The sequence below is a fragment of the Bacteroidota bacterium genome (assembly GCA_016722375.1).
GTDB lineage: Bacteria > Bacteroidota > Bacteroidia > Chitinophagales > LD1 > Bog-950.
This window is the reverse complement of record JADKJG010000001.1, coordinates 145,748-167,385: the sequence shown is the minus strand read 5'-3', so window position 1 is coordinate 167,385 and position 21,638 is coordinate 145,748. Positions and strand designations below refer to the sequence as shown.

General features: G+C 44.4%; 18 protein-coding genes. 13 read left to right on the top strand and 5 right to left on the bottom strand.

The features are described from left to right. Positions 1–21: 21 nt before the first annotated feature. From IPP77_00685 to IPP77_00675, 3 genes are all read right to left on the bottom strand, one after another. Positions 22–1,281: an asparagine synthetase B gene (locus IPP77_00685; protein ID MBL0308253.1), complete on the bottom strand. Its 1,260-nt coding sequence runs from the start codon at positions 1,279–1,281 to the stop codon at positions 22–24. 87 nt (positions 1,282–1,368) lie between these two features. Then, positions 1,369–2,682 carry a DEAD/DEAH box helicase gene (locus IPP77_00680; protein ID MBL0308252.1) on the bottom strand — a complete coding sequence of 438 codons (1,314 nt, stop codon included), beginning with the start codon at positions 2,680–2,682 and terminating at the stop codon, positions 1,369–1,371. 18 nt (positions 2,683–2,700) lie between these two features. Further along, on the bottom strand, positions 2,701–3,087 hold the full coding sequence (locus IPP77_00675) for a hypothetical protein (GenBank protein MBL0308251.1): 387 nt from the start codon (positions 3,085–3,087) through the stop codon (positions 2,701–2,703). 10 nt (positions 3,088–3,097) lie between these two features. On the opposite strand from IPP77_00675, the gene IPP77_00670 reads away from it, so the two are divergent. From IPP77_00670 to IPP77_00630, 9 genes are all read left to right on the top strand, one after another. Then, positions 3,098–3,682 (top strand): hypothetical protein, encoded by a 585-nt coding sequence (locus tag IPP77_00670; GenBank protein MBL0308250.1) that lies wholly within the window; start codon positions 3,098–3,100, stop codon positions 3,680–3,682. Between the two features lie 93 nt (positions 3,683–3,775). After that, entirely contained in the window at positions 3,776–6,541 is a 2,766-nt protein-coding gene (locus tag IPP77_00665; GenBank protein ID MBL0308249.1) for a gliding motility-associated C-terminal domain-containing protein, read from the top strand. A 245-nt stretch (positions 6,542–6,786) separates the two neighbouring features. Next, positions 6,787–7,218 (top strand): hypothetical protein, encoded by a 432-nt coding sequence (locus IPP77_00660; protein ID MBL0308248.1) that lies wholly within the window; start codon positions 6,787–6,789, stop codon positions 7,216–7,218. 333 nt (positions 7,219–7,551) lie between these two features. Continuing rightward, entirely contained in the window at positions 7,552–7,881 is a 330-nt protein-coding gene (locus IPP77_00655) for a T9SS type A sorting domain-containing protein (GenBank protein MBL0308247.1), read from the top strand. Positions 7,882–7,891: 10 nt separating this feature from the next. Further along, positions 7,892–8,557, top strand: a complete 666-nt coding sequence (locus IPP77_00650; protein MBL0308246.1) for a T9SS type A sorting domain-containing protein — start codon at positions 7,892–7,894, stop codon at positions 8,555–8,557. Between the two features lie 308 nt (positions 8,558–8,865). Then, entirely contained in the window at positions 8,866–9,666 is an 801-nt protein-coding gene (locus IPP77_00645; GenBank protein MBL0308245.1) for a hypothetical protein, read from the top strand. A 10-nt stretch (positions 9,667–9,676) separates the two neighbouring features. Beyond that, entirely contained in the window at positions 9,677–11,077 is a 1,401-nt protein-coding gene (ftsA, locus tag IPP77_00640; protein ID MBL0308244.1) for a cell division protein FtsA, read from the top strand. A gap of 33 nt (positions 11,078–11,110) precedes the next feature. After that, positions 11,111–12,097 carry a cell division protein FtsZ gene (gene ftsZ / locus IPP77_00635; protein MBL0308243.1) on the top strand — a complete coding sequence of 329 codons (987 nt, stop codon included), beginning with the start codon at positions 11,111–11,113 and terminating at the stop codon, positions 12,095–12,097. Between the two features lie 11 nt (positions 12,098–12,108). After that, on the top strand, positions 12,109–12,762 hold the full coding sequence (locus tag IPP77_00630; GenBank protein ID MBL0308242.1) for a hypothetical protein: 654 nt from the start codon (positions 12,109–12,111) through the stop codon (positions 12,760–12,762). A 172-nt stretch (positions 12,763–12,934) separates the two neighbouring features. Here the strand turns inward: IPP77_00630 and IPP77_00625 are convergent, their stop codons facing one another. Both IPP77_00625 and IPP77_00620 read right to left on the bottom strand, forming a co-directional pair. Then, positions 12,935–14,698, bottom strand: coding sequence for a hypothetical protein (locus tag IPP77_00625; protein MBL0308241.1), 1,764 nt, complete (start codon positions 14,696–14,698; stop codon positions 12,935–12,937). Between the two features lie 68 nt (positions 14,699–14,766). Continuing rightward, entirely contained in the window at positions 14,767–16,554 is a 1,788-nt protein-coding gene (locus IPP77_00620; protein MBL0308240.1) for a hypothetical protein, read from the bottom strand. Positions 16,555–16,700: 146 nt separating this feature from the next. Between IPP77_00620 and IPP77_00615 the strand changes: the two genes are divergently transcribed. The 4 genes from IPP77_00615 (at position 16,701) to IPP77_00600 (ending at position 21,289) form a co-directional block, all read left to right on the top strand. Continuing rightward, a complete protein-coding gene (locus tag IPP77_00615) occupies positions 16,701–17,036 on the top strand; it encodes a hypothetical protein (protein ID MBL0308239.1) in 336 nt (111 codons plus the stop codon). 270 nt (positions 17,037–17,306) lie between these two features. Then, positions 17,307–17,492 carry a hypothetical protein gene (locus IPP77_00610; protein ID MBL0308238.1) on the top strand — a complete coding sequence of 62 codons (186 nt, stop codon included), beginning with the start codon at positions 17,307–17,309 and terminating at the stop codon, positions 17,490–17,492. A 138-nt stretch (positions 17,493–17,630) separates the two neighbouring features. After that, a complete protein-coding gene (locus IPP77_00605) occupies positions 17,631–18,056 on the top strand; it encodes a hypothetical protein (GenBank protein ID MBL0308237.1) in 426 nt (141 codons plus the stop codon). Between the two features lie 230 nt (positions 18,057–18,286). After that, a complete protein-coding gene (locus IPP77_00600; protein MBL0308236.1) occupies positions 18,287–21,289 on the top strand; it encodes a PKD domain-containing protein in 3,003 nt (1,000 codons plus the stop codon). Positions 21,290–21,638 lie beyond the last annotated feature (349 nt).

Here is a 21,638-nt window from a genome sequence, read left to right as displayed (position 1 = left end):
AACTGCGAACCGCCAACCTCCCTACGTCTTCTGCTTCTTCTTCCTCGCCGCAGGGAAAAGTACATTATTCAAAATCAAGCGATAGCCCGGTGAGTTAGGGTGCAGATCGAGATTTGTTGGCGGGTCGCCGACTAAGTGCTGATAATCTTCCGGGTCGTGGCCGCCATACCAAGTCCAAAGCCCTTTGCCATATTCTCCATGAATATAACGCGCTTCGTTGGCTGCTTTGTTTTGGCCCATAATCAACACACTGCTTTTGATAAACTGTTTGCGGAAGGCCGTGGTCTGTCCCATAAAGCCTTTCACCGTTTTGGTGTGATTCTGACAAAGCATAGTGGGAATCGGGTCCCACTTGGCGCTGAAATCGAAGAGGGTGAAATAGTCCAGATCTTTTTGCACCATGCGATATTGAGTCGCGTCAATGTCGCTGTATTCATATTCATAGGGGTTGGGGTGCAACTTCCAATTTTCAAAAGCGAAACACTGTGAATAGTCCAGTTTGTCCTGTGCATTTGGGTCTGGTGGGTCGTGGTCAAACATCACGTCGCAAATGTCGGTACCGGCTGCGGCCAGCGCAATGTCATAAGAATCGGTAGCGCTGCACATGGCAAACATAAAACCACCACCAAAAACAAAGGTGCGTATTTGGTTGGCAACGGCCAGTTTCAACTGCGATACTTTGGCAAAGCCGCGACGCTTGGCTGTGGCTTCCTGCAATTGAACATCCTCCACATACCAAGGGGCATTGGCGAACTGTGCATAGAACTTTCCGTATTGACCGGTGAAGTCTTCGTGGTGCAGGTGCAGCCAATCATAGAGCATCAATTTGCCGTCCAAGACATCATCATCATAAACCAGATCGTAAGGAATTTCGGCATAGGTCAAGACCATCGTCACGGCATCATCCCAGGGAAGTTTATTCTTGGGTGAATAGACCGCCACCTTGGGTGGCTTCTCCAATTTCATCACATCCATGTTCTGTTCGGGGTCGGCGATTTCGGCAAGAATGGCGTTGTATTGGCCATCTGCAATCACCTCATAACTCACCCCGCGAATTTTACATTCGGTTTCAATAGCCTTATTATAGGGAATAGCAAAACTTCCACCGCGATAATTCAATAGCCAATCCACCGTGATGGTTTGTTTCAGCGACCAAAAAGCAATGCCATAAGCCTTCAGGTGATTGGTCTGTGCGGCATCCATCGGCAGCAAGAGCTGCGAAGCCGAGGCGCTCCACGCAGCAACCGTCAAGCAACATACAATCAGCGTTTTTCTGAACATCATCATCATTTATGAACTACAAAGTTGATGTAAATATCCGTTAGATGAAAAAGATAAACGTTCACCTATGTTAAAAAATATATCGAATCAGCCCTTTTTACTAGCCGAACCTTTATTCCACCATTTTTTTCCACCGCCGCCGCCGCCACTGGTGCCGCCTCCTTTTTGAGAAGGACCGGAAGATTTTGGTTTGTTGGAATTGGAATGACTGCTCCGGTTAAAATTCTTTTTCGGAGCTTCCTTTTTAACATTGAATTCGCTGAAGTGCATGGGGAAAGGGTGTTCCTCAACAAGCGGAATAGTTTTTCCAATGAGTTTGTGAATGTCTTTCAATTCTGATCTCTCTTCTGCATCGCAAAACGAAATGGCGATACCGCTCAACCCCGCACGACCGGTTCTTCCGATCCGGTGTATATAAGTTTCTGGCACGTTCGGCAGTTCATAGTTGATCACGTGTGAAAGATTATCTACGTCAATGCCGCGTGCGGCAATGTCAGTTGCTACCAACACGCGCAGCTTGCCTGCCTTGAAATTATTCAAAGCTGTTTGACGAGCATTCTGCGATTTGTTGCCGTGAATAGCAGCGGCTTGAATGCCTTGCTTCACCAGTTCTCTGGTAATTTTATCGGCTCCGTGTTTGGTTCGGGTAAATACCAACACACTGGCAATGGATTTGTCCTTTAATAAGTGAAGTAACAAGTCGCGCTTATCGCTTTTAGATACCTGATAGAGCGATTGCTTGATAGCGTCCACCGTTGATGAAGGAGGTGTGATTTCTACGTTCACCGGTTCAAACAAAATAGAGTCTGCCAGTTTCAAGATGACCGGCGGCATGGTGGCCGAGAAGAAAAGAGTTTGTCTTTTGTTAGGCAATTTAGAAATCACCTTTTTCACATCGTTGATGAAACCCATGTCGAGCATGCGGTCGGCTTCATCCAATACAAACATTTTAATGTGTTGCAGGTGAATGAAACGCTGGTTCATCAAATCGAGCAAACGGCCCGGTGTGGCAATCAGGATATCCACGCCGCGTTTCAGCGCTTCGGTTTGTCCAAATTGCGAAACGCCACCATAGACCACCGTATGTTTCAAGCCGGTATGCTTGCCGTAGGAATGAAAGCTGTCAGAAATCTGCACCGCCAGTTCGCGGGTAGGAGTGAGGATAAGAGCCTTGATAGTTTTGGGTCCCTTTTCGTGTGCCTGAGCTCCGTGAAGCAATTGCAATATAGGGATGGCGAAAGCGGCAGTCTTGCCGGTACCGGTTTGGGCACAGGCCAGAATGTCTCTACCTTTTAATACTACCGGAATCGCTTCTTCCTGAATAGGAGTAGGTTTAGTGTATCCTTCTGTTTTTAAAGCCCGGAGAATAGGCTCAATGAGTTGTAAATTATCGAATGTCATGTTTATGAATATTTGTTTTTAAAAAGCCCGTATGAAAGCAGGTAAAGCCCGAAAGGCATGGATGAGAGAAATGTGAATATGATTTTTTAATGGCGAAAGCCGACAGAGGAAGGATTGTTTGTGAATCTTGAGCGCAAAGATAACAAAAAAGGTGATGAGCGGCTTTGGGGTTGGTGTAATGAACGGAATAGAAAGTCTTTGATTATATTTGCAACGGTGCCAAACCATCTTGTCGGCTACCGAAAGAGAGTCGGCAAGAAGCGCGGGCGATAGCGAAAGTTGTCGCCCTTTTTTATTGGTCGTGTAATAGAGAATGCTACAATCAAATTTTTTCTGTGAAGAAGTTTTGACCTTTTTTGGCAGGCTACGAAGGCATTTGTCCCTGATTCGTTCTATCTTTGTCACAGTAGAATTTATGTGCAAGTACACGCTTTTTTTATTCTTATCGCTTCCGGTTTTGCTTTCAGCACAGTTGGATACGATGGTATTTCGTTCCACCAAGAAAATACAGACTACCGAGTTTACGCTGGATGTTCCCGAAAGGTGGCGCAACACGCCTTATCTGAACGCCGGAAGCAAAGACCAGCGCTATGAGTTTTCAGAAGTGTCGCTTCCCTTAGTTTATAATAATACGCCTGTTACAGCAGTCATGACGCTTCGCAAGTTTGAGTGCGCCAATATCCGGCAGGCAGAAGATTATATTTTAACAGAAATGACTTCCTATCCTGATAGGGTGACCTCGGGTAATTTTAACTATAGCCGCGATTCGCTGGTTATTGCCAGTGGCGAAACAGCTACGTTTTATCATACCAGATATTATCGCCGAGCCAAGGCATCCAATTTTACGAATTATTATTTGGTGGCCTATTCTGAAAAGAGAAAAGCTGCTTATATGATAAACATTACCTTCCAATATCGCGACTCCACCTATGAAGCTGAGGAGGCTATGAAGTTCAAGGAGTATGTGCTTCGGGTGCTGAATACCTTTGTTTTAAGATAATTTTCTGCACCGCAGCAAACGTTTTGCTGTAATTCTCCGTCTTTCCGGTCGCTGGTTTATCAAACCGCTCAAACTTTTATATTTGTCCGCTTTATGAAAAAGAACATTTACGTATTTATAGTATTGCTGTTCCCCTTGGCCTTGGTTGCCCAGCAAATGCGAGTGAAGAATCATAACTTCCAATCCTTTCGCCAAGATGAGAAGATAATATCCGAAGAGAGCATTAAAAGATCATCTCCCGAGGCTCAACAGCATCCCGAATTTGGGATACTTCCTTTCAATGCGCAGTGTGTTACCTGTGCAGAGTTGATAGATGAAAGAACGGTAGATTCCAGACAGTTTATTAACCCGGATAAACCCAATCATACATTTTCTCAAAAATCTTTTCTCCCACTACATTATAAGAGAAGTGAAAACGATATTTGGAGAACTATTGACAAGCGTCTTCGCCCCACTTCGCAGCAAGGAGTTTATACTGCTGAGAACCAACCGGTACCAACCAAGTTTGATGTAAACAAAAAATCCACTTCTCTTCGTGTGGATGAATTTGAGTTTGAGTTCAACCGGGAACCGGTCATGTATTTTTATAATGAGAACGATGCTTACACGAAACCAGAGCCGGGTAAATATGACCGTTATACAGTAGGAGAGGAGGGAGCTCAGGTTAAAGATATTTGGCAGGGGGTCAATCTGGAATTGATTTTCACTACCGGAGAAATAAAGGCAAACTATGTGATCCCGGCTCCTTTATCACTTCCTATCTCCAAAGGGTGGATGGTGATTGAAGATCACTTTACTCTTCCTGTTGGATATGCTATAATAGAATCTCCGGACGGGGAAAGACTGAATGGGGGAGAATATTTTAAGGGGAACTATACGATCACTAACCCAGCGGGTGAAGCATTGATTACTTACGAAAAACCGGTTTTCATTGATGCAAAAGCCTGGGGAATGCATGGAAAATATAAACTGTTACGTGAACCCAATAATGAATTCACCTTGCAGATGTTTATCCCCATTGATTGGCTGAACGATAAGGAAAATTTATATCCCTTGACTATTGACCCCGTGGTTTCCGGAATTACAAAACTAGGTAGTTTCCGCTCTACAGCCGGTGGTATCACTGCGAATATGGGCTTCAGCACTAAACCTGCCTTTTGCGAATATAAAATGTTCAATAGTCCTCCTACTTCTCAACCGGTGGTGGTTCCCGGCAAAAGTAAGTTGACGAACGTGTTTGTAGATTTAGAATATCAACTTACCTATGATAATACCTGTGGAGTTCCACCGCTTACGGCTCCTTTCTGTACCTTCAGTCAGGTAACGATGGAGGTTTTAAGCGACACCTGTAAGACTACAACCGGCTTGTTGTCCTGTAATCCGGCAGCGCCTCCATATACCGGAACTTGTACTACCGATTCAATCTTGGTGCCTTCGGCGCGTTCCATACGAGTCAATAGTTTGGTGCCTAATTATCTGGGATGTCTTCAACCACAATGCCCTGACTATGAATTGAATTTTACATTGAGGAATCAGGACTCCATCTGCGGAGATGCTTGTGGCTATCTCTGCGCTCGCGGAAACCTTTGGCAGATGACCGTAGAGGCTTGCAAGGTGGAAGGAAATATCACCCAGGACAGAACGCAGGTTTGTGCGGGTCAGCCAGTCATTTTCACCGCACATCCCAACTGTGGGGTTCCGCCTTATAGATATGAATGGAAGTATGATACGGTGGTTACTACTATTTCCAATTCACCAGACATTACTGCTTATCCGGAAAAGAGCATCGCAGCAATCTGTACTATTTACGATGCCTGTAACGAATTTTGGGTAACGAACAGTTTGGATGTTACAGTTGTTCCCGCCCCTCCGGCTGATGCCGGTGGTCCATTTAGTCTTTGTGAAGGTGGATTAATTACCCTTGGTGGCAATCCTACCTCTAACGGCTCCACTATTTTATGGACAGGTTCCGATCCGACTGTTCAATCATATATGAATAGCACTTCTGCGGCCAATCCGCTGGTGACGGTTCCTGCCGGAACAGTAGATACCTTCTTTTATGTAGTCAAAGCTACCGATGCCAACTGTTTCCGTCAAGATACGGCTTATGTCTATTCCGGTGCAAACCCTACCCCAAATATTGATTCAAGTGGTCCCACCAGTCTTTGCACTGGCCAGAGCGTTGATTTATTTGTGACAGGGAGCTATGCTTCCTACAAATGGAGTAATGGCGCTACCACCCCTTCTATTCGTGTCAGCCAGCCCGGTCAATATTCAGTACAGGTCACCGATGCAAATGGCTGCACCGGCACCAGTAATGCAATAACGGTTTCTATCACTCAGATACCTAACCTGTCTGTTTATCCTGATACTACTATTTTATACGGTGATAGCGTGATGCTTTATACCGACATCAATCTGGCATCCGGATCGGTGGATTCTTTCACTTGGTATCCGGCAATAAACATCTCTTGTCAAAACTGCACCACTCCATGGGTATCGCCTCTCAGCGACCAATACTATGGGTTGAAAATTTATATAGGAGGATGTATGGGAAGTGACTCATCGCTGATAAGAATTATCTATCCGAATAACTTCTTTATACCAAACGCATTCACCCCTAACAACGATGGAAATAATGACAACTTTTATATCCAGACTCAAAGTGGAGTAGAGGTGGTGTCCTTTCAAATTTTCAATCGGTTTGGCGAGAAGGTGCATGACGGCAAGTTCCCGTGGGATGGAAACTACCGTGGCAAACCAGCCCCTCCGGAAGTATATACCTATATAGCCAAATTGAATTTGTTTGGCAATGACCGCGCGGTGTTTAGGAAAGGTAGTGTGATGCTGATTAGGTAGAAGGGGGAACGGTTAACGGTTCGCAGTTCGCGGCAACAGCCAATACAAGATGCCTCCTTCGTTGGGCATGATACACTTCCAAAATTTTCTCATTCTCAACGTAGGCTTTGCGGAGTGAATCAGCCGGCCATGTAACCGATATAACCCTTTAGGTGGTTGATGTAGCGCTTACATGGATCAATACTCCCGAACACTCCTTTCTTTAGATTAGGAATGCGGCTCTTGTGATTAAGAACGCGGCTTGTATGGTTAGAAGCGCGGAGGATATCATTAGAACAGCGGCTGATATGGTTAGAAACGCGGAGGATATAATTAGAACAGCGGCTTATATGGTTAGAAACGTGGAGGATATAATTAGAACAGCGGCTTATATGGTTAGAAACGTGGGGGATATAATTAGAACAGCGGCTTGTATGGTTAGAAGCGCGGAGAATATTATTAGAACAGAGGTTGATATGGTTAGAAACGCGGAGGATATAATTAGAACAGCGGCTGATATGGTTAGAATAGCCGCTGTTCTAATTAGAAAAACAATTTTTTTAACTGGAAAAACAGTTTTTATAATTGGAAAAAAATTTTTTCCAATTATAAAAACTGCTATTCCAATTCAAATGGTGTTAAAATGCGCCGAAACGCGGCTTTTCGTTCTTCGCGCCTCCTGCCGGCCAATTATGTAACACGATACAAAACTAATTAGCCAGACCCCTTGATTTCTGTCTCCGCGGGGTTTTTCTTCCAGAACATAAGTGGAGCAAAAGAACCTACAAAGGAGTCCACCCTGGGTGTAGGCTCTGCCTACACCCCTACCAAGCATTCAGCTTATAGCTGAAGAATCCCATGCAAAAAACCCTGACCATCTCCTTCCCGTCAACACCATTATTCAATCTGCAATTGCGTTCGACTCCTTTGGAGTCGTATGTTTATAGCATATCGTTCTCTATAAACATACGACCGCATCGCGGTCGAACATTCTTAACTTAATGGTATTGCCCGACGGGACAAAAGAATCAATGATACCGAACGTCACCAACAAGAAGTTTAAATGGGTTGTTGGTGATGCTTGCTCTTTTCTTTATTATTGGAAAGCTAAACATCAACAATGGCGGAGTCTTTATCCAAACCCTGGCAGCGATATGACTTTCTTGAAGTTTAATGAAGCTACCTATTGTACTATCCAAATAAGTAATGTTAGCGGAAGCTATATTGGGAAGGTATATTCAGGTATGATTTCAACATCATCAACAATTCCCATTGAAACCAAACATTTACATTCTGGTATTTATTTTATCTCAGTGACCACTCCAACAGAAACGAAATGTCTTCGTTTTGTAAAACTTTAAATCTCTTTATATGAAACCCATTATTATAGCACTATGTCTGATTTTTGTTTTAGCATCAAATAGCATACAGGGGCAAGTATTGAGTGATTTTAAAATCACTCCTTCCACGCCAACGGTTAATGACTCTGTTGAAATATCCTTTGTTCTTGGTTTTCCATGGTACGGAGCTAGGAAGCAAAAAAGTGATTTATCGGTGCAAAATGATACAATCCTTTACGAAGGTTGCTATTGGAAGCCTGGTCTTTCTCAAACAGAGTCCTATGTTTTTGATACAGTACGATTAGGTAAGCTATCTGCTGGTTTTTATGAAACATTTATCATTAGAAATTTTGTATTCTCCCCTATAGACACCTGTTTTAATATCGCCTTTAGTGATACCTTAGATACCTTTTTTGTGGTTTCACCAATCACTAGAATAGAAAAAAGAGATAATGAAGCCCTGCGTGTTTTATTGATTGGGAATCATACAATAGAAATTATAGCAGAGTATCCAACTCAGGTGAACATTTCTATATTCGACGTAATGGGCAGGTTGTGCTGGCGGCAAAATCTGATGAGCACTCACTCCGGCAAAAATATAATTGCTATGGATATGCCTGATTTGATCACTGGAGTTTATTTTCTGGTTTTGCAAGATGAAAAGCAGCGAGTGGTGAGGAAGTTTGTGAAAGAGTGAGGTGGGAGAAGTCAATTTTAAACCGCTACACAAAATGCCTCAGTATCCGAACCTCTTCTTCGTTTAAAAACCTCCAGCGTCCGAAGGCAAGGTCTTTTTTAGTAAGTCCTGAAAAGTAAACCCGGTCTAACTTAACGTTTTTATATCCCCAACTTACTTCTGTATTGGATCTGTCTATGCCAACTATGGAAGTATAGAAGGTTGCCTTCCTGTCTTTCTCTCTATCCACAAATCAACAAGTCCACAATATCTGTCAGTAACTCTTCGTTAAAGTGTGGATGGATAATTAGACATTTGGCTCCGCAACTATGAAGAGGTTCAAGTTCATACTTAAAAGATTGTTGGTTATAACAGGCGTGTTGTCGGCAGCGGTGTTGTTTGTGGTGGTGCTTACCTCGGCTATTAAAAAACAGGATGAACTTGTATGCAAGAATATACAGGTCAAAATTGATTACGATTCGGGCATCTCTTTTTTGAATGAGCGTGAAATAAAGGATCGCATCAATTATCTAAGCGGTGGAAATATAATCGGCAAACCTTTATCAGCGGTTGATTTCAGGGTGTTGGAAGTGGAGATGGAGAAAAATCCTTTTGTGGACAAGGCCGAAGTTTATTTGAATCAATCTCAGGAAGTTTTGGTGGAAGTAAATCAAAAACGACCTATCCTTCGGGTAATCAACAATGATGGTGTTAGCTATTATTTAAGCGAAAAGAACGAACGAATACCACTCAGTGATAATTTTACGCCGCATGTTGCTGTTGCGTTAGGAAGTGTTGAAACACATGAAAATATGAAGCGCGACAGTATAGTGCAAATCGCTCTTTATAGCTTGATACAACAGATAAGAAAAGATGAATTTCTGAACGCGATGATTGATCAGTTGATTGTTAAAGAAACAGGAGAAATTGATTTGATTCCTAAGTCGGATAGTCACTTGATTCATTTTGGATTGGTGCAGGAAAACGAGATAGCTGAAAAATTAGAGCGATTGAAGATTTTCTATAAAGAAGGATTAAATAAAGTAGGCTGGACAAATTATAAAAGCATTGACCTGAGATATAAAAATCAGGTGGTTTGTGAAAAACAAGAAAATAAAAGCACACTATAAATTCAAACCCATGACAGGAGAAAAGGTAAAAGAGGAACCAATTGTAGTAGGCCTAGATATTGGCACTACTAAAATCGCTGCGATTGTTGCGCAACGTGATCAATTCGGAAAGTTGAAAATCCTTGGGATGGGCAAAACTCCATCATTAGGTGTTTCAAAAGGCGAGGTTATCAATATCAAACAGACAACCGAAGCCATTATGGAAGCCGTTAAAGAAGCGGAAAAACAATCGGGACATAAAATCACTGTAGTATATGTAGGTATTGCCGGGCAACACATTTCGAGCAAACAGAACCGAGGTATTTGTACTTTGCCAAAACCGGAAGAAGAAATTACTCGGGAGAATATCAAAGTGATGATCGAAGATATGCACCGGCTGGCTTTGGATCCCGGTGAGCGAATCATTCATGTATTACCACAAGAATTTACGGTAGATAATTCACATGCTATAAAAGATCCGGTGGGCATGTGTGGCAGCAGACTGGAGGCCAACTTCCATATCATAACGGGGAAAGTAGCTGCGGCTCAGAATATAAAGAAGTGTGTAGAGCGCGCTGGCTTACAAATGCTTGGCTTGATATTAGAACCATTAGCTTCTTCCGCTGCCGTGCTTCATGCCGATGAAATGGAAGCAGGAGTAGTTCTGGTGGATATTGGAGGGGGCACTACAGACGTGGCCATCTTTAAAGACGGAATCATTCGCCATACTGCGGTAATACCTTTTGCGGGAAACATCATTACCGAAGACATCATAGAAGGATGCAAACTGTTGCGACCACAAGCCGAAAAGCTCAAAGTGATTTTTGGAAGTGCTTTACCAAACGAAACCCATGAGAATGAAATCATCTCGGTTCCCGGAATAGCCGGAAGAGATTCCAAAGAAATATCTATGCGCACACTGGCTCATATAGTGAATGCCCGCATGGAAGAAATATTTGCCCAAGTGTTTTTTGAAATTAAAAGTTCAGGCTTTGTAAATTCTCTAAATGCAGGAATAGTAATAACCGGTGGCGGCGCTCAATTAAAACACTTGAAACAGTTGGTAGAATATTCTACCGGACTATCGGCCCGAATTGGTTACCCATCTTCTTACCTTGCCAAGAACAACAAAGCCGACCTGAGCAATCCCATGTATGCCACCGGTATTGGATTGGTGTTGAAAGGATATGATGAACTGGAGGATATGACAGAACTTGAAAAATCACTCTTGTTCAATCCAAGGCAAGAGCCAGTTATCAAACAGGCGGACAGTACACCAACGAAAACCCCTGTGGAAGTCGAGCAAGAGATGGAGGAAGTCGGCCCAGTAGTTCCTCCGAAGAAAAAAGGAGCAAATCTGTTACAGCAGATGATTTCTTCGGTGAAGAACTGGTTTGAAGATGAAAACGTAAACGGAGATTTCGAAAGATAAAGTATAAATATTTAACCAACACAAAAAAAAATTATGGAACCATTATTTCAATTTGACTTGCCAAAAGAACAATCATCTATTATTAAAGTATTTGGAGTAGGAGGTGGAGGAAGCAATGCGGTCAATCACATGTTTGACCAAGGCATTGTTGGCGTTAACTTTGTCGTGTTGAATACCGACGCGCAGGCATTAGATATGAGCCGCGTACCTAATAAAATTCAATTGGGACCCAATTCCACACAGGGATTAGGCGCTGGAGCAAGACCTGAAGTAGGCGAAAAAGCTGCGGAAGAATCTATTGATGCCATTAGAGAACTGTTATCCAAAAACACCAAGATGGTTTTCGTTACTGCGGGAATGGGCGGTGGAACCGGAACAGGAGCCGCACCGGTCGTTGCCAGAATAGCTCGCGAAATGGGCGTGCTGACGGTTGGCATTGTCACTACACCATTTTGGTTTGAAGGCAAAATGCGTTACAACCATGCTACCGACGGAATTGGAAAATTAAAAGAAAATGTTGATACACTTTTAATCATCAATAACGACAAGATTCGCGAAATGTATGGCAACTTGAAGCGTTCAGAGGCGTTCGGTCATGCAAACAATATATTGACCACCGCAGCTAAATCTATTTCTGAGATTATCACGATGCCCGGCGAAATGAACGTGGACTTCGCCGACGTGCAAACCGTGATGAAGAACGGAGGTTCGGCGATTATGGGTAGCGCCACAGCAGAAGGGGAGGACCGCGCTATTCGTGCTGCGCAGGGAGCTTTAAACTCACCTTTGTTGAATGATAATGAAATCAGAGGAGCGCAAAAGGTTCTGGTGAATATCACCACCGGCGTGATGCAGGTGACGATGGATGAAATCGGAGCGGTGATGGAATATGTACAAGAAGCCGCCGGAAGCACCGATATTATTTTTGGTACTTGTGATGACCCTTCTATGGGAGATAAATTATCGGTTACACTGATAGCTACCGGTTTTCAAGGTGGAAAGCGATACCCGGCTTTGTAGAGCAGAAAATAGTGAAGGTTCATATATTAGAAGACAAGGTGGCTTTGGAAGAAAGAGCCACTGAAGAAGTAGAATTTAATTTAGAAACACCTGTGGTAACCAAAGTTGTTTCGGATGAGCCGGAGGTAGCTCCTATGTTTTCATTTACGCTCGAAGACGATCAACCCTACTCCCTGTTCTCTGCGCAAGATACTGAAGATGAATTGTCCGTAGAACAACCTGATTACATGGTTGAGTTTGACGTTACCCGCGACGAGCAACTTATTTCTGAAGAGATCGCAGAGGAAGAACAAGAATCCATCGAAGCAGAACAGGAGGAAATCGAAGAAGTGATTCTGCCCGTAGTAGAAAAGAAGGTAGAGGAAGTCAGCATGTTCACCAGAAAAGTGTACGAGCCAGAATTTACCGCTTCTAATGGACAAAACGGTTCAAATACACAAGTAGAAGATAGAAAGAAAATCCTCGCTGATCTTAGCTATCGTTTTGGAAACAAGAACAATCATACAGAATTAGAAAAAGAACCGGCTTACAAAAGAAGAGGGTTAGAGTTTGATTCAGATAAGAGTTTCTCTACTCAAAACGATGTGTCGCGGTATAGTGTGAGCGATAACGAAGTCAACCGACCAGAAATAAAAAGAACAATTCGTTCTTACATGATAATGTAGATTGAGCCTACGGCCAATCAAAAGAGTCTCTCCTTAATTTGTGTGTCCAAAAAAACTTCCGAGCAGCTCTGCTCGGAGTTTTTTTATTTGTACAAACCCCAACCGGGCATAGATTGTTTCCTCAATGCTTAGGACGCATAACGGAAGTCCCGATAGATAGAGATGTATCAGCCTACTTTAATGGCACAGCATGCGCAGACTTACCTTCTCCTAGGAAGCGCGGGAATCGCTGACTTTCATAGTTTGAAACCACCACACCATTCTTTCTGTCGTTAGCGCGGCTGGCAATTACCTGATAAGTGAATTTTATATTCGATTGGCTGTTGCCCATTTCTTTTACTTCAAATCCGGTAGCTGATTTGTTGGTCACATAAAGATTGCCACACTCTCCTTCCGGCTGAATGATAACACGGAATGGATGCTTTTCATCCACCTTTATATTTTTAGCAAATATGGGATCTAAACTGACCGCAGCAGCTCCATTGACCAGATTAGCTTCTCCATAGTCCTGAAATAGAACTTCTGGAGACTCAGGGGCAAACATGATCACCGGTTGTTCATTCATATCCGGAACAATGGTAGACACCGTGCCGGTTCCAATGATTTTATAATTGACTCCACCCTGATAGCTGGCCACATAGGCCGTGTAATCATTAAAGGCGTTCAGAGAATCGCGGAAATAGCCGCCTGCCGTGATGTCTCCAATGTTTCCATTTTGAGCTAGAGCAAATAGGCCGATATTCTTTGCTGTAAATGCACCACCCGAACCATAAGTATAAACAAAATAGGTTCCGAGGCCGTTGCCAAGTCCCACCACACCGGTACCGTTATTCGTACTCTGTCCCCAACCTAAAACTCCCGGTGGAGCGGCTGGTGCCGTATTGGAAGTTCTTCCTACCACACCAAAACCAGCCGTGCTATGTCCCTGAATACCGGCGCCGAGGCCAGTGTTATCGCCTACGATACCGGGACCAGAACTCGTGTTCAATCCATAAATCGCTGCATTGGTATCCGCGTTCAACGCGGACAAAGGGACTTCGGTTTGCCCTAAAACAGAATTGATAGACCCTGCTGCACTGCCGCCATATATCGTCATCAGCGCGCCGGGGTCAGGAGTTGTTCCATTGATAACAATTTGAGGAGTAGCAAGAAATCTCATTCTTTCATTATTGGCAGCCGCACCGTTGGTTTTTACAACCAATGGATTGTTGTCGGTGGTGCCGATGAAATTAGTTCCGGCGGTGGTAGCACTATTCCCGGTGGTTATCCAGGCAGCATTGCTCGTAGTAATGGTAGAGGGAATACTGGTATTGACAGCCAACGTTCCGGTAGGATTAAATGACGAAGAGGTAATCGTCCAGCTTGGGCCCGAAGCACCTGTTACGCCGGTTGGCCCGGTTGGCCCAGTGGCACCGCCGCCCGAGCCGGTACCCGTAGGCCCCGTGGCTCCGGTAGCTCCGGTAGGCCCGACACCTGTTGGCCCCATAGCGCCGGTGGCACCGATAGCACCGGAAGGTCCCGGAGGGCCGGTGGGACCCGGAGGGCCTTGAAGGTTATTCGCTGCATATAAAGCATAAGGCACACTGACCAATTGGGTAGTACCCATATCCGTCAGGCCTCCGTTATTGACATTCGCTTTCACCTGTAGATATTTTTTGCCGTTGGCCCAATCCACTGTCGCGAGGTTGGCAACGCTTCCTATTTCTACATTCACCAATCCAAATTGATTGGCAGTGGTGTTGATTGTTTCCGTATAAACCACCGTTCCGGTAGGGCTGGTATTATGAATGGAGAACTCTAGGGCTACCGGGGTGCCACTGGTAGCCGATTTACCCGAGGCATCTCGAACCACCGCCTGATAGTTCATCAATTGGGGCGCTTGCCCTAAACTATAAAGAGACACGAAAGCACCGAGAACGAGCAGAATACTTTTCATTTTGGATTCTATTTTTTTATGGCCTACTCTTTCTAAAGCTTTTCGGCAATCGCTTGTTTATTCTTTGATTATTTAATTGAGTTCACTCCATCTGCGGGCAGTCCTTGCATGAGCGATTCCTTCGCTAAGTATGGAGGGAAACGCAAGTGCTCATATTCCGACACCACCACTCCGTTTTTCTTATCATTCGCTCTGGTAGCCACTACCTGATAGACAAAGGCCGCCGCCGACTGTCCGTTTTTCATCTCCTTCACTTCAAAGCCTTCCGAAGTTTTATTTAAAACATACAGGCTTTCCGATGCTCCTTCAGCGCGCACGAAGACTCGAAGCGGATGCGCATCATCCACCCTTATATTCTTCACAAACACCGGATCGAGTTTTACGACTGCATATCCATGACTCAAAACACCGCTTCCATAGTCCTGAAACAAAACCTCCGGCGCTTCGGGAACATACATCACCACCGGTTTTTCTTCCAAATCACGAACAATGGTGGAAACGCCACCGGTGCCTAATATTTTGTAATTGGTAAAGTTCTGGTAGGTGGCTACAAAGCTCGAATACTTAACTCCGGCAATCGTATCTATAAACAAACCACCGGCGGTGATGTTCCCTGCGTTCCCGGTATAGGCCATTGCATAAGAACCAAAGACCTTTCCTACCATCGCCCCGCCGCTGCCGGTCGGATTCAAATAATAGGCTGGAAGATTATTGCCCACACCCACCATACCGGTGCCATAAGTGGCGCCTCTGCCCCATCCCAGTACACCGGGAGGAGTGGTGCCATTCAATTTCGTACACAGACCATAGACTCCGATATTTCGGGCGGCAAAACCTCTGACACCATCTCCGCTCCCCACATTATCGCCAAAAAGCCCTTTACCGTTACCGATGTTTGCTCCATAGATGGTAGAATTGCCATCTGAATTTCTTGCCACCACCGGAATTCTAGTGGTACCGGCTGCGGTGTTTGTCGCTCCCGGATAACTTCCACCATACACCGTCATGACCGAACGGTTGTATGGAGCAGTTCCGTTCACCACTATCTGGGGTGTGGGAGTAAATCTCATCCGCTCGTTGGTAGCCAAAGAACCATTTGTTTTAACCAATAGCGCCTGATTATCGGTCGTGCCAATAAAGTTCTGCGCTGCCAAAGTCCCTGAATTTCCTTTGGTTCTCCATGCGGCATTCAAAGAAGTGATTGAAGAAGGGATATCAGTATTTAATGAAAAAGCACCCGTCGTATCAAAGGTCGAAGTCGTCATATTCCAGTCGGCTGCATTGGCACCCGTTGGCCCTGTGGCGCCTGTTGGACCCGTGACACTGGCTGATGATCCCGAACCCATTGCTCCGGTCGCGCCCGTTGCGCCCGTCACACCCAAGCCCGTGCCGCCCGTTGCGCCGGTTATTCCGACCGAACCAACCGGGCCGCCGGGGCCCGTCACGCCTTCGGGGCCTATGGAACTGCCGCCCGCAAACAGCGCATAAGGCACACTGATTAATTGCTCCGTGCCCATATCTATCGCTGCACCGTTATCTATCTTGGCTTTGACTTGCAGATATTTCTTCCCGTTTCCCCAGTTGATAATGGCGAGATTGCCTCCACCGCTTCCTATCTGTACATCAATTTGCCCGTACTTAGTGGCGGTTGTATTCAGTAACTCAGAAAAAACTATCGTTCCCGCAGGGCTTAAATCATGAATGATGAATTCAAGACCAACGGAGGTGCCCTCTGCCACCGGAACACCCGAAGCGCTTCGAACCACGGCCTGATAGTTCATCAACTGCGGCGCTTGAGCCATACTGAACATCCCGTATAAAATGAATGTGGCGAGTAGCGAGTGTTTCATCTTCATGAGGCGTATGTTTGTTTTCCTTGAATAAAAGTAATCCTTAAATCGCTTTTGCTAAAATAATAAGTTGTTCCATCCCGACCCAAGAACGGAGAACCAGAAGAAATATACGCTTCATATAAGTAAAGATAAACGAGAAATTGATTTGAGTGCGCGGAAAGTCAAATAAAACAAGCTTGCTTTTTTCCAAATGCCGCGCGGTTTATCTTCAATCAAGCGCGGTTTATCTGAAACCAAGCGCGGTTCAAGCTGCATTAAGCTTAATCCAAACCAAATTAGCCTTAGTCGGCAGAAAATTAGCGTCAATCGAAACGAAATTAGCGTCACTATTGTTTCGATTAGCGCTAATGGGAGGAGAATTAGCGCTAATCGGCCATGAGTTAGCTTTAATCGGAAAGAAATTAGCGTCACTTTTCTTCTGGTTAGCGCTAATCGGAGGAGAATTAGCCTCAATTGGCCAAGAATTAGCGCTAATCAGCCGCTGATTAGAGCTAATTTCGGTTGAGTTAACGCTATTCGGATTTGCACTGGCTCAAACGGAGGCGTTTTTGTGTAAAAAAGGCTCGGTATTGCATAATTCATCTAAAATCTTGACATTTGGAATAACATAAACCAAACTTTATGGACACACTTCGTAAAGAATTCATCCAAAAACTGAAAGAATCTTTCGCTAAAGACCTCGACAAACCTTGGCTGACGGTGGACTACTTAGCGAACAATGTGTTCCACAAGCATATTCGAAACCTGAGTTGGCAGTGCAACAAATATTTGGGACGACCGATGAAACAAGTGATTATTCGCGCACGGGTATGGATGGCGGCGCGGTTCATATTCCGACTTCGGCACCCGATGTCACCTATATTGATGTGGCCTCGGGAATAGAAATAGTGACCACCGCCGCCGATCTGGGCCTCAGCCCTCCGATGTTTTGCTGCTGGTGAAAAACGAAGAAGCGCCTTCGGGCAATTAGCGGGTGGAGATAGGGTAAATCTGATTCGGTATTATTTCCGAGATACTCATGATTCCGGAATTGTGTTTCATACATTTTTCTTATTTTTAAACATAGTATGCTATGAACTATGAGCGAAAAGGATAAAGGTATCGAGAGTATTCAGCAACATGTTAATCAACTATGCGAAGAGCAGAGTAACATTTGCAATGAAGCCGGAAAACTATCACTGGAATCCACAGATTTATTGCAAAGAGTACATGAGGATTTAAAAAATATACTGCTCACCTTGTCCTCAAAAAAAGAGAAATTCATTATAAACATGACTCCTTCAAACAGAAAGCTCCTTTCAGATAGTCTGGAAGATGAAGAAGTGAAAAAGAAAAAGGATAAATACAATATATCCCCTATGGAGATTGAGAAAATGAATGAGGAGTCATTCAAAAAGATAGCCAGATTTAATAAGCAGTTTAACACGGCGGTTGAGAAACTCGAAAAAACTGCACCCACGGTGCAAGTCTTTAAAAAATTCAATAAAAAAGATGCATCACTGTAACGATGAATCGCAGGAGGAGCTTGCAGAAGTTCGCAAGCGATTAGAAAGCATGAGGCGGCGCCATGCCGATGGCATAAAGTTTTTCCGGTCGCTTTGGAATTAGTATTCTGTTCCGTTTGTCATTTTGGTGTAAAATTTCAGGCTGTTTTATGAAAAATGACAGTATTATGACAAAACTTTTGGGTTAATACCACAACGCGTGGTAGCTTTGGTCAACTAAAATAAAGCACATGAAAAAAAGTATCCGCTCTCTCCTTGTTCCGGTTCTGGTTGCACTTTTAAGTATCGGCTGTACTACCTGTTCATTTTCGCAATGCGACCCAGGTTTCTTTTACAGCACGAGCAATAACAGCACCTACCATTTCGTTGCTGACCAGATTCAACAAGGCAACTACACTTACTTTCATACCTGGAAAAGAGGTTCGTCGGTGATATCCAGTTCGCCTTCTTTTGACTATAATTTTTCTTCCTCGGGCCTGCAGAATATTTGTCACAAAATCAGCATACAGGATTCGCTGGGGCAGACCATTTGTGTGGATAGCCTATGCCTACCGGTGCAGGTGGTGATCAATCCCCCATCAGCGACATGCTTTCCTTCATACTACGCGTCATACACCAAGTTGGATACCTTCACGGTGCGTCTTTCGAGTAATCTTCCCAACTATACCGGTGTCACCATCTTATGGAAATTTGGCGATGGAACCACTCAAGCAGGTGTGGCCTCCCCCGTTCATCGGTATCCTACCTATGGATATTTTAATGCTTGTTTGGTCTATACTGATACGGTGCGGGGCTGTGCGGATTCCACCTGCGAGGATGTACTTATTAGTCAGTCGAATCCTTGCACTGTTTCCGCCACATTTTCATCAAAACAGCCATTTTTCAATGCTTCCACGCTCACTTTTTATAATACGGTGAGCAATAATTTCACAAATTGCTTGTGGGATTTTGGCGACGGGGCTACCTCCACAACTCCCAACATCTTGCACCACTACGCCACCTACGGACCATACCTAGTCAAACTCTATAACACCGACACCGTGACCGGTTGCACCGTTATGTCATACCGAACCGTTAACATGGACACCTGTAGCGCGGAAATGGGCAAGTTTAATTTCTACTCCGATTCTTATCTGGGTGTCCGGTTCAATACGAGCAATTTATACCGTTATGCCACACCACCGGTTTCCTTGTGGTGGAATTTTGGCGATGGCGACACCAGTTCAGTAGGCACGAACGTCGCCCACCAATATGATTCGCTGGGAGTATATGTGGCGTGTTTTCAGGTGACGATGCCCGGATGCAGCACCTACGGCATGTGCGACACCGTGGTGGTGGAGTGTAATGTAAGCGCTAGTTTCCAGAACTATCCTTCATCGTCAAAAACACTAGAGCTTTCCGCCTATTCATCAGGCTCTAATTTACCCATCCGGTATAATTGGATTTTCGGCGACGGAACCAAAGGCGACGGCAACCACCCGATACATGCCTACCAAAGACAGGGTTACTACAACGTATGTGTGATTGCCACCGATACCAACAGTTTGTGTAGCGATACGGTTTGCCAAGTCGTTCTTGCCACCGAATGGAATGATACAATTTGCGGACATGTGTTTTTCGATGCAAACATCAATGGAATCCAAGATGCTGGTGAGCCGCCTATTGTGGACGGCGATATTTTGTATGAAACCGGCAATACAACATTGCATGTCAGCACCGACTCTTTGGGATACTTTTCAGCAATAGTGCCTTTTGACAGCTACCTATATATAAGTCTGGATTACGGAGTGAATCCATACTACACGCTCCCCTTCAATATAGCGTCATATACTCATATATTTCCCACACCCGGTATGAGGCAATGTGGTTTTGATTTTGGAATTGTGACCAACATGTCCAAGCTATCGGGGGCTGTGTTTGCAGACTTTAATCAAAACGGAATCAGGGATAATAGTTTTGAAGCTTATTTGGGAAATGAAATAGTGAAGGCCGGAAATCAGTCTGTCATTACGGCAAAAAGCGGAAGCTACACGATGTTGCTGCCGACCGGTAACTACACTGTAACCAAGGCTCCGGGAGGACTTTATGCCAGCTTACCGGTTTCCCCCTCTTCCATTCCTGTTTCGTTAAGTACGCCAGGCAGCAGTTCGACGAAGAATAATTTCGGGATTGGTATTGATTCTTCATCGGAGGATGTGTCCATCGAATTAATTCCTACCAGCGCTGTGAGTCCGACGCGGGCTTCAACCTACAAACTTTTTATCAGCAACCTGTCGCATCATCTTGCCTATATACAGGGAAATATCGTTTCGGATAATTCTATGGATTTCATTCCCTATAATAACACTTTGTTTTCTGCGAACAATCCATTCACTCATACTACATCATGGTTAGATAAGCTTTACGGATTTGAACAAGTTCTTTTTGACGCGGAATATGATTTATCCCCCGGGGCAACTATCAATCAGGATATCTATAACACCGCATCTATTGAATTAATGATTGGCGCGGACGCTAATCCAGCCAACGACACCTCTCGATGTCACCAGATAGTAGTGGCCTCCTATGACCCCAACAATAAATTATCGCAAGAGGCAGGAAGAGGTGCCGACGGGTTAATTCAAAACAATCAGGAGTTGAAGTATGTCATCAATTTCCAAAACACAGGAACGGATTATGCCGTCAATGTTGTTTTAAGTGATGAACTGGATAAGAATCTAGACTTGCAGACCTTCCGGTTCATAGGTTCGAGTCATAATTGCGATGTGCGCTTAAAGGATGATTCCTTGTATTTCAGGTTTTCAAAAATAATGCTCCCTTTTGAGCAGATGAATGGATCGGAAAGTCATGGCTGGGTAGCCTTCAGCATCTATCCAAAGCCGGGATTGGGTATTGGAACACAATTGCGCAACACCGCTGCTATCTATTTTGATCACAATCCTCCGGTCATCACCAATACAACTTTACATACGGTTGCCGGGCCAAATGGATTGCCTGATAATTCTGAAAGTAAATTGTTAACCATTGGCCCCAATCCCGTCAACAATACCTTGCTCATCAGAACAGAAAATTTTGAACCCGCATGGATAAAAATATTCGACGCAAGCGGCCGGATAGTTATGGAGCAAAGATTCAGTGCCCGACTGGATGTCCGTTCGCTGTTTTCAGGTATTTATTTTATAGAAGCAAGGGACGCAACTACACTGGTCAGAAAACTATTTGTGAAAATGTAATAAGATATAAGACCGTACGGAAGAAGCATGCGCCTTCGGGCAATTAGCGGGTGGAGATAGGATAGCGTGGAGTGCTGAATTGGGAGTGCTGAATGTTGAATGAAATGCAGGCAGGCAGGGGAGAGATTCTCTGGCTGCCTTTTGTTATACTCCCGGCTTGTCTCTTTTCCAAGCTAATTATTAAAAAATTTCACGCAGCGAGCGCAAAGATGCAGCGTATTGAATCATTTTTACTGTGTTTTCTCTGTGTTCCCAGCTATTCTGCGCCCTCTGCGTGAAATTGCACATGCCTTTCTCCCCGGCTTGTCACTTGTCCAACCAAATCATTAGAAAAGGACTCTGCCGAGGG